The sequence below is a fragment of the Streptomyces auratus genome (assembly GCF_050433025.1).
Classification (GTDB): Bacteria; Actinomycetota; Actinomycetes; order Streptomycetales; family Streptomycetaceae; genus Streptomyces; species Streptomyces sioyaensis.
Map to the genome: position 1 here is coordinate 3,639,224 of NZ_JBNGCB010000001.1, position 12,241 is coordinate 3,651,464.

9 protein-coding genes are annotated in these 12,241 nt (G+C 72.5%); 3 read left to right on the top strand and 6 right to left on the bottom strand.

All coding sequences use genetic code 11. The annotated features are described in order from the left end of the window. Positions 1-38: 38 nt before the first annotated feature. On the bottom strand, positions 39-2,657 hold the full coding sequence (gene afsK, locus BKA18_RS15630; RefSeq protein ID WP_366046669.1) for a protein serine/threonine kinase AfsK: 2,619 nt from the start codon (positions 2,655-2,657) through the stop codon (positions 39-41). 939 nt (positions 2,658-3,596) lie between these two features. Here afsK and BKA18_RS15635 point away from each other — a divergent pair. Beyond that, positions 3,597-4,244 (top strand): TetR family transcriptional regulator, encoded by a 648-nt coding sequence (locus tag BKA18_RS15635; RefSeq protein WP_006604963.1) that lies wholly within the window; start codon positions 3,597-3,599, stop codon positions 4,242-4,244. A 300-nt stretch (positions 4,245-4,544) separates the two neighbouring features. On the opposite strand, the gene BKA18_RS15640 is transcribed toward BKA18_RS15635, so the two are convergent. The 4 genes from BKA18_RS15640 to BKA18_RS15655 all read right to left on the bottom strand — a co-directional run bounded on the left by BKA18_RS15640 (position 4,545) and on the right by BKA18_RS15655 (position 8,874). After that, positions 4,545-5,015: a nitroreductase family deazaflavin-dependent oxidoreductase gene (locus BKA18_RS15640; RefSeq protein ID WP_366046668.1), complete on the bottom strand. Its 471-nt coding sequence runs from the start codon at positions 5,013-5,015 to the stop codon at positions 4,545-4,547. Then, entirely contained in the window at positions 5,015-6,349 is a 1,335-nt protein-coding gene (locus BKA18_RS15645) for an acyl-CoA dehydrogenase family protein (RefSeq protein WP_366046667.1), read from the bottom strand. Before BKA18_RS15645 ends, BKA18_RS15640 begins: the two co-directional genes overlap by 1 nt. 341 nt (positions 6,350-6,690) lie before the next feature. Beyond that, positions 6,691-7,197, bottom strand: a complete 507-nt coding sequence (locus BKA18_RS15650) for an allene oxide cyclase barrel-like domain-containing protein (protein WP_366046666.1) — start codon at positions 7,195-7,197, stop codon at positions 6,691-6,693. 87 nt (positions 7,198-7,284) lie between these two features. Further along, positions 7,285-8,874 (bottom strand): IPT/TIG domain-containing protein, encoded by a 1,590-nt coding sequence (locus BKA18_RS15655; RefSeq protein ID WP_366046665.1) that lies wholly within the window; start codon positions 8,872-8,874, stop codon positions 7,285-7,287. Between the two features lie 379 nt (positions 8,875-9,253). On the opposite strand from BKA18_RS15655, the gene BKA18_RS15660 reads away from it, so the two are divergent. Then, complete coding sequence (locus BKA18_RS15660; protein WP_366046664.1) at positions 9,254-10,438, top strand: thiolase C-terminal domain-containing protein; 1,185 nt, start codon at positions 9,254-9,256, stop codon at positions 10,436-10,438. 48 nt (positions 10,439-10,486) lie between these two features. Here the strand turns inward: BKA18_RS15660 and BKA18_RS15665 are convergent, their stop codons facing one another. Then, on the bottom strand, positions 10,487-11,287 hold the full coding sequence (locus BKA18_RS15665; RefSeq protein WP_366046663.1) for a VOC family protein: 801 nt from the start codon (positions 11,285-11,287) through the stop codon (positions 10,487-10,489). A 213-nt stretch (positions 11,288-11,500) separates the two neighbouring features. On the opposite strand from BKA18_RS15665, the gene BKA18_RS15670 reads away from it, so the two are divergent. Further along, positions 11,501-12,238 (top strand): pyridoxine/pyridoxamine 5'-phosphate oxidase, encoded by a 738-nt coding sequence (locus tag BKA18_RS15670; protein WP_366046662.1) that lies wholly within the window; start codon positions 11,501-11,503, stop codon positions 12,236-12,238. The last annotated feature ends 3 nt before the right edge of the window (positions 12,239-12,241 follow it).

Consider the following 12,241-nt stretch of genomic DNA (forward strand, 5'->3'; position numbering starts at 1 on the left):
GCCGCGCGCGGCACCTCAGGCCTGCCGGTCACTGCTCGTTACGACCGCCGCGCCAGCCCCGTCCCCTTGGCCGCGTCCAGCGCGTACACACAGCGGTCCTTGCTGCAGGCGTACACCACGCCGCCGACCGCCACCGGGGAGCCGGTGATCTCGCCGCCGGTCTCCAGCTTCCAGCGCAGCTGGCCGCCCATCGCATCGAGCGTGTAGAGGCAGTGGTCGGCCGAGCCGAAGTGCACCCGGCCCTCCGCGACGACCGGGGCGCCGACGACCTCGGCTCCGGCCTGGAACCGCCAGCGCGGGGTGCCGGTGACCGCGTCCAGGGTGTAGAGCGCCTTGCCGCTGCCCAGATGGACCGCACCGTGGGCGACCAGCACCGGTTCGCCGGACTGCCGCGCCTCGGTGGCGATCCGCCAGCGGTCGCGGCCGTCCGCCGCGTCCAGCGCGTAGACCGTGCCGAGGTAGTCCGCCAGATAGACCCCGCCGCCGGTGACGGCCGGGCCGGGGGCGAAGGCGGGCGGGCTCAGGAACACCGCGGGCGCCTCGAAGTGCCAGCGCACATCACCGCGTGCGCTGTCGAGCGCCAGCACCCGGGTGCCGGCGACCACGTAGACCGCACCGTCCGACGCCGGCAGCAGCCGCATCGGCACGCCGCCGCAGGCCGCCGCGTCGCCGATCGGATACGACCAGCGCTCGGCGCCGGTCCGCGCCTCCAGCGCCTTGAGCCGCGCATCGGCCCAGACGTAGACCGTGCCGTCGTGCACCACGGGCCCGGCCTCGGCGCTCTCGAAGTCGGTCTGGACGCCGCCGGCCTCCCACAGCAGTTCGCCGGTGCCGGCCTCCCATGCCTGGATGCCGCCGCCGCGGGTGGTGGTGACGACCGTCCCGCGGTCGACCTGCAGGGCGTAGACCCAGCCCTCGGTGTTCAGCCGCCAGCGGTCGCTGCCGTCCTCGGCGTCCAGCGCATACAGGCTCGGGCCGTCCGAGGCATGGATCCGGCCCTCCGCGACCGCCATCGCCCAGGCGACGTCCCGGGTCTTGAACTTGCGGCGCCCGCTGGCCACATCGAGCGCATGCACCTCGAAGGACGTGACGTACAGCAGATCGTCGGCGACGGCCGGGGTGCCCCAGACGTCGTTCGACATCCGGAACCGCCAGGGGCGCCAGCGGCCCGGCTCGGCGGGCGGTGCCTCGGGCGGCGGCGGGGCCTCACCGCGGCCCGGCCCCTCCCCCGCTGCGCCGCCGGCCTGACCCTGCGGCGGCACACCGGTCGTGGGGGCACCGGGCGGGCGTACCCAGTTCGTGGCGGCACCGGCCTGCCCGCGGGGCTGCGGGCCCGGGGAGTCGGCGCGCGGGCCCGGCCCTATCGGGGAGGGCGAGCCGCCGAGGCGTACGGGTCCGGCCGCGCCGTCCGCGGGGGCGGGCGGCGCGGCGGACAGCGCACCGACGGGCGGCGCCGCGGAGACCGGGGTCACCCGGGCCGGGGCGTCCGTGCCGAGCGCCGCGGGCTGCGGCATCGGGCCGGGGTGGGCGCCGCGCGGGTCGCTGACGCGGTGCGCGCCGGGGCCCGCGCCGACCTGGCCGCCCCAGCCGGACTCCGCGCCGACGGGGGCGCTCTCGGGCCGCGGCGGCGCCGGGACGGGCTGTGCCGCGGGCATCGGGGGCGAGGCGGGCAGGGCCGGCGGTGCGGCCGGTGCCGGGCGGCCTGCGGCGCGGCCGGAGCCGGCCCGCTGGCCGTTGGCGGCTACGGCGGAGCGGCCGCCGCGCCGGCCCTCGATGAGCGCCACCGCGCCGGGAGGCAGCCAGGCCGAGGCGGTACCGCTGTCGTCGCTGCCGGAGCCGAAGAGATGCGGGGCGAGCTGGGACTGCAGATCGGCGGGGGACGGCCGCTGGCCGGCCTCCATCTGCATACAGGACTCCATGAGCGGACGCAGTTCGTCCGGCAGGCCGGCCAGGTCGGGGCCCTCCCGCAGCAGCATGAAAACCGTCTCGACCGGGTTGGCACCGTGGAACGGCGCATGTCCCGTAGCGGCGAAGACCAGGGTGGAGCCGAGGGAGAAGACATCGCTCGCGCCCGTCACGCTGCGCGAGTCACGCGCCTGCTCGGGCGACATGTAGGCGGGCGTGCCGACGGCCACGTTGGTCATCGTGAGCCGCGTGTTGGACACCCCGGAGGCGATACCGAAGTCGATCACCCGCGGGCCGTCCTCGACGACCAGGACGTTCGACGGCTTCAGGTCACGGTGCACCAGGCCCGCGCCGTGGATGGACTGCAGCGCCTCGGCGATACCGGCCGCCAGCCAGCGCACCGCCTGGGCCGGGAGCGGCCCGCACTCATTGACTATTTCCTCCAGGGAGGGCGCGGGCACATAGGCCGTCGCGAGCCACGGCACCGCGGCGCGCGGGTCGGCGTCCACCACGGCCGCGGTGTAGAAGCCGCTGACCGCGCGGGCCGCCTCGACCTCGCGTGTGAAGCGGACCCGGAACAGCTGGTCCTCGGCGAGCTCGGTACGCACAGTCTTGATCGCCACGCGCCGGCCGGACGCCGAGCGCGCCAGATAGACCAGTCCCATGCCGCCGGCCCCGAGACGGCCGAGCACCTCGAACGGGCCGATCCGCCGGGGATCGTGCTGCGTCAGCTGCTTCAGCTGCTCCACCACTTGCCTGCCACCTCCCCGTGGGGCGTAAAAAGAGACTCTCAATAGCCACGAGCCGCCGAGAGCCACTGCCCCGTGCAGCGTCTCCCCGCCTTGCGGCGAGGACTGTCGAAACGGCCGTACGCGTGCTGATTCTTCCTGGCCGAGCCGACGGTTGCGAACCCGGGGCCTGTCCGCCGTGTCACGGCATACCCCCCGTAGCCCGCACCGAGCCCGTTACCCGATGTAACCCAACCCCGCCTGACGTGCTCCTATACGTCCCTCGACGGGTGGTTGCCCCAGGGGTTACCCATCGGTTATGGACGTTCTTCGCGCGGTACCGCCCGACATATGGACGTTCACCATTCCGTTTGACGGGCGTATCGAGGGAGCGGTTCACACTCTCCGGCATCCGATATCCGCGGTGGCCGAAACCATGCCATTGCATCGACTGCGCGCGCCCCTCCCCCACCGGTTATGCCCTCCCCGTCCTCACTCCCGGCCCTGCGGTCCAATTCTGCGTGTTCGAAGGTCATTTCGGCGCCACGACTCCCCGATGCGGCGCCGTGCGGCCCGTGAGACAGCGCACAGCGGCAGCCGTCTCGGCCGTATGCCCACGCTAGCCCCGGTTCACCCGGCCCGCCCGGCGAGAATTCGAATACCTGATCGATCCACAGGGGCCGCATCGGGGCCGCCGACGACTCGGAACGCACGGGGCAGAAGTTCAACTGACGGCCATCGCACTGTACTTGCGCCGCAGAGAGGGACCACTTGTCCACCAAAGTTGTCCACAGCCTGTTGATAAGACCGTTCACCGATTCGGGCCAAGCGGGGCCATGCGGGCCGCAGCCGCGGGCGGGCCCGCCACCCGCACAGACGGGCCGGCCGCGCAACCCGAACTCCCCCATCCCCATTTGCAGGCAGCCAAATCGCGCTCCGATCACCCCTCGGTAAGCTGACGGCATGACAGGACAAGTGCGAACCGTCGACGGCAGAGTTGCCGGCCGCCGCGGACAGGCGACGCGGCAAAAGCTTCTCGACTGCCTCAGCGAAATGCTCAGTTCGTCCCCCTATCGGGACGTCAAGGTCATCGATGTAGCCCGAAAAGCGGGGACTTCACCCGCTACGTTCTATCAGTACTTCCCGGACGTCGAGGGCGCTGTCCTCGAAATCGCCGAGGAGATGGCCAAAGAAGGCGCCACTCTGACCGATCTTGTCGCCGAACGCTCCTGGGTGGGCAAGTCCGGCTGGCAGACCGCGGAGGAACTGGTCGAGGGCTTCCTCTCCTTCTGGCGCAGGCACGATGCGATTCTGCGCGTCGTCGACCTGGGCGCGGCCGAGGGTGACAAGCGGTTCTACAAGATCCGCATGAAGATCCTCAATGCCGTCACCAATTCTCTTACGGACTCCATCAAGGATCTCCAGAGCAAGAACAAGGTCGACAAGGACGTGAGCGCGCCCGCCATGGCCGGCTCGCTCGTCGCGATGCTGGCGGCGGTCGCGGGGCACCAGAAGGGTTTCCAGAGCTGGGGCGTCAAGCAGGCCGAGCTCAAGCCGAACCTGGCACTGCTGGTGCACTTCGGCGTCACCGGAAAGAAGCCGACCAAATAGCGTCGCCTTTTTGAATCCGGCCGCCTGACCAAGCATCCGAGACAGCAGCCGGGGAAGCGGCCGAAGAATCCGCCGCGCCCCGAAGTCCCGGTGTTCCCGGGACGGTTCGCCGTCGGTCCTGTATCCGTCCTGCCATAGCTGTATTACCCACGCAGCGGGCGCCGCGCGACCCCTCGGGGTCTGCCGCGGCGCCCGCTGCCGTATGGTGCCCGCTGCCGTCCGCGCGCCGCCTGGAACGGCCCGGCAGCGGCGCCACCGCCGCGCCCACCGCCCCACACACCGGCTCGCACACCGCCCGACTCAGCGCCGTTCCAGCCGGAACAGCCGGATCTCCCGTGCCACCCGCGCCTGGTACGCGGCGTACGGCGGCCAGAACGCCAGCGCCGTCCGCCACGCCCGCGCCCGCTCCCCGCCGGTCAGCAGGCGGGCCCGCACCGGAATGTCCCGGCCCCGCCAACTCACTTCGGCCTCCGGGTTCTTGAGGAGATTTCCGGTCCAGGCCGGATGCCCCGGCCGCCCGAAATTGCTGCCGACCACGATCCAGCTGCCGTCCTCCTGCGGCAGGCACGCCAGCGGAGTGCACCGCGGCTGCCCACTCCTGGCACCGGTGGCGGTCAGGATCACCCCGGGCAGCATCCGGGCGCTGAGCAGCACCTTTCCGCGGGTCAGCCGGTGCACCGCGCGGTCCAGCCCGGGGACGACGTGCGGCGCGATCCGGGCGAATGTACGGGTCGCGGAGATCCTCTGGAGCAGCCGCTCACCCGGCGGCATCAGACGTCCACCGCCTCGGGCGCGCGCACCGCCGCCGGCCCGCCGGCCGCCGCGCCGCCGCGGCCCGGCCCGCCGCCGGCGCCCGCGAACAGCCCCGCCTCCTCGGCGGCCCGCGCCCGCAGCCGGTGCACGGGTCCCAGCAGCAGTTCGTCGCATGCCGCGCGCTTGAAGTACAGCTGCGCCTCGTGCTCCCAGGTGAAGCCGATCCCGCCGTGCAGCTGCACCGCCTCGGCCGCCACCGTACGCAGCGTCTCCAGCGCCTGGGCGAGCGCCAGCGCCGCCGCCCCGGGCTCGGCCGCACCGTCCGGCCCCGCGCCCCCGGGGCCATTGCCGCCCGCCGACCACGCCGCGTAGTACGCCGCCGAGCGCGCCGCCTGCAGCCGTACGTACAGGTCGGCGAGCCGGTGCTGGACCGCCTGGAAGGAGCCGATCGGCCGGCCGAACTGCTCGCGCTCCTTGACGTAGGCGACGGTGCGGGTCAGCGCGGCATCGGCCGTCCCGACCGCCTCGGCGGCCAGCGCCGCGGCCGCCACCACCCCGGTCGCGGCGAGCGCCGCGCTCACCGCCGCCTCCGCGCCGTCCCCCTCGCCCAGCAACTCGGCCGGAACCTCGCGCAGTTCGAGGCGCGCCTGCGCCCGGGTCTCGTCCAGGGCGGTCTGCCGGGTGCGCAGCAGACCCGGCACGCCGGGCCCGCCGTCCCGCCGCCCGCCCGACCCGCCCGCCGTTGCCGCCCGGACGAGGAAGAGCAGGGTGCGGCTGCGCGCGTACCCGCCGGTGTGGGCGGCCACCACCAGCACCTCCGCGGTGTGCCCGGCCAGCACCTGCCCGGCCTCGCCGTACAGCCGCCAGCCGTCGTCCGCCGGCCGCGCCTGGATCCCGCCGGCCCGGCCGCCGCCCGCCCAGTCGCCGTCGTTCGGCCCGGTCAGCGCCAGTGCGGTGGCCAGCTGCCCGCCCGGTACCACCAGCGTGCCGGTCAGCTCCCCGGTGGCGAGGGCCGGCAGCAGTCCCTCGCGCTGCCGCGCACTGCCCAGCGCGAGGATCAGCGGGGCGGCCAGCGCGGCGGTGGCGATCAACGGCGAGGGGAGGACGGCGCGGCCGGTTTCCTCGCAGGCCAGGGCGAGTTCGGTGGGACCGCAGCCCACCCCTCCGTACGCGGTCGGCAGCGCCAGGCCGGGCAGGCCGAGCCGGCCGGCGAGCTCCCGCCACAGCTCCTGGTCGTATCCCGGTGGGGTGCGCACCGCCGCCTTGACCCCGTCCGGACCGCAGCGCTTGAGCAGCAGTTCGCGCAGCGTACGGCGGATTTCGTGCTGCTCCTCGGTGAACGCGGCATCCATCGGCGGGCTCCTCCCGGCCGTGCGACAACACCCGTCCGGTCCGACGGGCCGCCGGCTTCCGATCTGACGGGCCGTCATAGTAGGGACGGACGGTGCACTTTCCTAGGGCGATCCCGCAACGTCCGGTCGGGCACAGGCCGGGGCCGGGCGCAGGCCGGGGCCGGGCGCGCGATATGACCGGGCGCACGCCGAAGCCGGAAGGTCGCTGGGCGCACGCCGGAGCCAGGCGACGTCGCCGGGCGCACCACGGGGCCGGGCCACGTCGCCGCGGCCCGGCCCCTCGAACTCCCGTGGGCGGCCCCGGAGTCGCCTAAGGCCGTCCTCGGGCGCTGCCCGCCCGGTCAGCGGATCAAATGCACGGTGATCAGCGTTTCCGTGTTGCTGACGTTGTCGCCGTGGACGGTGCCGTGCGCGGTGCGGTAGCGCCCGGTGCCTCCGGTGATCGCAAGGTCGATGTTGCCGGGGCCGGCACCTGTGACGGTGAACCGGCCCGTGACGGTGAGCTGTCCCAGCGGAAGGGCGAGGTCGGCCGTGCACTGGAGGTCGAACTCATCGGCGGGGGCGGTGCGGGTCAGCGTGCAGATCTGGCTGTAGGTGCCGACCGTGACGCCGCTGCGCAGGAGATTCCCGGTGATGACGAATTCATCCCCCTGGCTGGGCCCGGACGACCCGTCCACATCGACAAAAGTGCCCTGAGTCTGCTGCGCGGCCAGCTGGAATACTTCCTCTCTCGGGTAGTGAATACCACCGGATCCGGCAGCGGCCGCCGCCGGCTGCGGGCAGAAAAGAAGGGCCGCGATTCCGGTGGCCGCGCTCAGGGCGATGCGCTTGACGTTGAAGTGACGCACGATTCCTCCTGTGGGACTGGAAGGGAAATGCACTCGGCTGGATGCCTGAAGGGGCTCTCGTGCCCGGACGGCGGTGGCGCGGCCGGGTCAGATGCTGGGCGCGGCGACGTAGGTGAACGATTCCGATGAGGTGCCGCCGGGGGTGGTGACGGTGACGTCGAAGGTGCCCTCGGTGGCGCTGGGCGGGGACACGGCGGTCACGGTGGTGTCGGAGATAACCGAGAAGGGCGCCGGAGTGCCGTGGAAGGTGACCTGTTCGGTGTAGGTCAGGCCGGTGCCGGTGATCGTCACGCCGGTACCGCCGGTGATCGGTCCCGAGCTGGGGCTGACGTCCGTGATGGTGGGCTGGTCGACGTAGGTGTAGAACAGGCCGTCGGCGCTCCCGCCGCTGGTCTTCACGGTGACGGCGACGGCGCCCGGGGCCGGGGCACGGGCGGCTCGGACGGTGACCTGGGTGTCGGAGACGCTCTGGATGACGGCTCGGGTGGTGCCGAAGTACACGTCGATCGCTCCGGCGAGGTTGCGGCCGGTGATGACGATCTCCTGGTCGCTGCCCGAGACGGGGCCGGCGTCGGGGCTGATGCCGGTGAGGGCGGGCACCGGCATGTAGTAGAAGGCCCCGAGGGTGCCGGTGCCGCCCGCGGTGGTGACCGTCACGGGGACGACACCGGCGCCGGCGGGGGAGATGACGGTAACCGATGTCGCCGTGTTGGCGGTGATGACGGCCTGGGCGGTGCCGAAGTGCACGGCGGTGGCGTTGGCCAGGTGGTGACCGGTCAGCGTCACGGTGGTTCCGCCTGCCATGGGCCCCTGGTCGGGGATCACGGTCGTCCCCATGACGTCGACGGTGCCGGCATCGACATTGCCCACATAGGCGCGTGTCCCGGCGGGGAAGACGGCGATGCCGGTGGGGCCTTCTCCCGCCCCGATGTTCTCGACGACGGTGCGGGTGGCGGTGTCGATCACACTCACCGTGTCCGGTCCGGAATTCGGCACGTACAGATGGGCGCCGTCGGGGCTCAGTGCCGGGAAGCGCGGCTGGGCGCTGACGCCGATGTTGTCGGTGGTGGTGTTCGTGGCGGTGTCGATCACGCTCACCGAGGAGCTGCCGGCGTTTGTGACGTAGACGCGGGCCCCGTCCGAGCTGACCGCCAGCAGGATGGGGACGTCGCCGGCGAGGATCGTGGCGATCACGGTGTTCGTGGCGATGTCGATCGCGCTGACGGAACCCGAGTAGCTCGCCACGTAGGCGCGGGTCCCGTCCGGGGTGATGACCACGCCGGTCGGCCCGGTCCCGACGGTCACGGTGTCGGTGACGGTGTTGCTGGCGGTGTCGATCACACTCACCGTGTCGGTGGTCTGCCGCGTCACATAGACACGCGTCCCGTCCGGGGTGACCGCCGCCATCGTCGCCCCGGACCCTACGGGGATGTCCGTGACGAGGGTGTTGGAGGCGAGGTCGAACACGCTGACCAGACCGTCGTCGAAGACGGCCACATAGGCGCGGGTCCCGTCGGGACTGATCGCCACGTCGGTGGGACCGGCCCCCGTGGCGATGGTGTCGATCACGGTGTCGGTGGCGGTGTCGATCACACTCACCGTGTTCGAGCCCCGGTTGGCCACATAGGCGCGGGCCCCGTCCGGGGTGAGGGTAATTCCCTCCGGGGTGTTCCCCACGGGAATAACAGCACCTGCAACAAACGCCGCATTTAATGCGGAGTAGCCTGCCCGGGCAGGCTCCGGAGATGGTGAATCCAAGGCGAACATGACACTCCCCAAAGAAGGCGGGACGATCTTTGTCCCGCACGTGGAAATGTCTGCTCCGCCGCATGGGCAAACAGCGAGCAGTCAACCGGCAGTGAATCCGACGGCTAAATACACAGGCAAACGGAGAATACCCTCCCCGGGAAAGCATTTAAAGGTCGCGCGATATCTCCGATAATCGCTTTAGGGCACGGGCCGGGCGCACCCGGTCGCGATCCACCGGGCGGACGGGGCTGCCTGCCGGCGCCCCGCGCCCTGCCCGCCCCACCGCATCTGATGTACCGTCAGATTCATGACTTCAGGGACCCCTTACGGGAATCGCAAGGTCGCTGTCGCCGGAGTCGCCCTGTCCGACTGCGGACGCGTGGACGACGCCACCCCGTACGCCCTGCACGCCCAGGCCGCCCGCCGGGCGCTCGCCGACAGCGGCCTGGACCGCTCGGTGATCGACGGCTTCGCCTCGACCGGGCTGGGCACCCTCGCCCCCATCGAGGTCGCCGAATATCTGGGCCTGCGCCCCACCTGGGTCGACTCGACCTCGGTCGGCGGCGCCACGTGGGAGGTGCTGGCCGCGCACGCCGCCGAGGCGATCGCCGCCGGCCATGCCGACGCGGTGCTCCTCGTCTACGGCTCGACCGCCCGCGCCGACATCAAGGCCGGGCGCCGCACCTCGAACCTCTCCTTCGGCGCCCGCGGCCCACTGCAGTTCGAGGTCCCCTACGGGCACACCCTGATCGCCAAATACGCCATGGCCGCCCGCCGCCATATGCACCAATACGGCACGACACTGGAGCAGTTGGCCCGGATAGCGGTCCAGACGCGGGCCAACGCGGCGGCCAACCCGGAGGCCATGTACCGCGATCCGATCACCGTCGACGACGTCCTCGGCGGCCCGGTGATCGCCGACCCGTTCACCACCCTGCACTGCTGTATCCGCTCCGACGGCGGCTGTGCCGTTCTTCTCGTCTCCGAGGACCGCATCCCGGATCTCGCCAAACCCCCGGTGTGGGTGCTCGGTTCCGGTACCGCGGTCTCGCACACCACCATGTCGGAGTGGGACGACTTCACCGTCTCCCCCGCGGCGGTCTCCGGCCGGCTGGCCTTCGAACGGGCCGGGGTCCGCCCCGACGAGATCGATCTCGCCGAGCTCTACGACGCCTTCACCTATATGACCCTGGTGACGCTGGAGGACCTGGGGTTCTGCGCCAAGGGCGAGGGCGGCGCTTTCGTCGGGACGGGACGGCTGCTGCGGGACGGGGACTTGCCGGTCAACACCGACGGCGGCGGGCTGTCCGCCTGCCACCCCGGAATGCGGGGGCTGTTCCTGCTGGTCGAGGCGGTACGCCAGCTGCGGGGCGAGGCCGGCCCGGACCGCCAGGTCCGCAAGGCCGACGGCGCACTGCCCCGGCTCGCGGTCGCGTCGGGCACCGGCGGCTGGTTCTGCTCGTCGGGGACGGTCGTGCTGGGGCGGGACTGAGGGGTGCGGAGGGGTGCGGAGGGGTGCGGCGGCTAGTGGGGGCGGCGGCTACGCGGCGGACGGCTCGGAGGAAGTGGACCGGACGGGCGGGCGGGTGATGACGCTGAAGGCCGTGCCGAAGGGGTCGGTGATCGCGGCCATGCGCCCGTAAGGGGCGTCCTCGGGGGCGTCCGCCGCGCCGCCCGCGCCGCGGGCGAGGGTGACCAGCTCATCCGTGTCCGCCACCTCGAACACGGTCTGCCAGCGGGACGCGGTGGCCTGGGGCGTACCGAAGATGCCGCCGATCTCATGGCCGTCGGGGCGGCGCAGGAAGGTGAAGTCGAGGTCGGGGACGGCGTCGTTGCCGTCGAGCGTGAAGCCGAAGACCTCGGAGTAGAAGCGCCGGGCGGGCTCGGGGGCCGGGGACGCCAGATCGTTGCGGACCAGTGTGCAGGGCTCGTTGACCAGCTCGCAGCCCGACTGCGTACGCCCCTGCCAGAGGCTGAAGCGGGCCCCTACGGGGTCCGCCACCACGGCCGTACGGGCCAGGTCCGCCAGGTCCGACGGCGGTGCGAGCAGGGTCCCGCCGCTGTCGGTGATCCGCCGGACCGCGCCGTCACAGTCGTCGGTGGCGAGATACGGATGCCACCACGACTCGCCCTCGACATCGGCGGCGGACACGGGCCGCAGCGCCGCCACCCGCCGTCCGCGCAGCAGACACAGTGCGAGGGGGCCGCTTGCCGTGGGCACCTGCTCGTACTCCCAGCCGAACAATGCGCGGTAGAACGCCTTCGCGCGGTCGAGGTCGGGGACCCCGAGGTCGATCCAAGTCGGCGTCCCGAACGGCTGGTTGGTACTGATCTCGCTCATCGGATCCCCTTCGCAGGTGGCATTGCCGGGGGCCACGCTAGTGAGCATTGAGGACGGTAAGTGTCCTAGTTGGCGCATGGCTTCCGTGATGTCCGCAGTGGCGACGGGGTCGCCGACCGACCCGGCCGTGGCATCACCTCGTGATCGGCCTTCGATGCCTCGTACGCCGCCCGCTCGCCTGCCCCGTCCGTCCACCGCCGTACGCTGCCTGACATGACCGATCACCCCGCGCACCGGGACACCCCGGACACCGCCCCCACCGACACCCCGGCGGCGCACCACTCCGACGATGCCGAGGCACGCGCGTTCCGGGAGCTGCTGCGCGGGCTGCGGGTCTGGGACACCGCGCTGCCGTCGTTCGATCCGGAGACGGCCCCCGCCGAGCCGCTGCCGCTGTTCCGGCAGTGGCTGCGGGAGGCCGCCGAGGCCGGTGTTCCCGAGCCGCACACCATGACGCTGGCCACGGCCGACGCGGCCGGCGCCCCCAACGTCCGGACCCTGATGCTGCACGACGCCGATGAGCGCGGCTGGCACTTCGCCTCGCACCGCGGCAGCCGCAAGGGCCGCGAACTGGACGCCCGGCCGCGGGCGGCGCTCGGTTTCTACTGGGCGGCGGTCGGCCGCCAGGTGCGGGTCCGCGGACCGGTGGCCGCGGCGGGCCCCGAGGAGAGCGCGGCCGATCTGCATCGCCGCTCCACGGGTGCGCTGGCCGCGGCGCTGGTCGGCCGGCAGAGCGAGGTGCTGGGGTCAGTCGGGGAGCTGGCGCGAGCCTCGGACGCCGCGTGGGAGCGCGCCCGGCGCGAACCGGAGGCACCGGTGCCGAGCTGGACGCTGTATGTGCTGCACCCCGAGGAGGTCGAGTTCTTCCAGGGGGATGCACAACGTCGGCACGTACGGGTCAACTACCGCCGGCAGGGCGGGGGTTGGGTGCGGGAACTGCTGTGGCCGTAGGGC

Excerpts from the sequence above, each read along its gene's own strand:
- BKA18_RS15640 (WP_366046668.1), bottom strand. The coding sequence starts at position 5,015 with ATGCCGCCGGGTGAGCGGCTGCTCCAGAGGATCTCCGCGACCCGTACA.
- BKA18_RS15665 (WP_366046663.1), bottom strand. The coding sequence starts at position 11,287 with ATGAGCGAGATCAGTACCAACCAGCCGTTCGGGACGCCGACTTGGATC.
- BKA18_RS15645 (WP_366046667.1), bottom strand. The coding sequence starts at position 6,349 with ATGGATGCCGCGTTCACCGAGGAGCAGCACGAAATCCGCCGTACGCTG.
- BKA18_RS15635 (WP_006604963.1), top strand. The coding sequence starts at position 3,597 with ATGACAGGACAAGTGCGAACCGTCGACGGCAGAGTTGCCGGCCGCCGC.
- BKA18_RS15670 (WP_366046662.1), top strand. The coding sequence starts at position 11,501 with ATGACCGATCACCCCGCGCACCGGGACACCCCGGACACCGCCCCCACC.
- BKA18_RS15660 (WP_366046664.1), top strand. The coding sequence starts at position 9,254 with ATGACTTCAGGGACCCCTTACGGGAATCGCAAGGTCGCTGTCGCCGGA.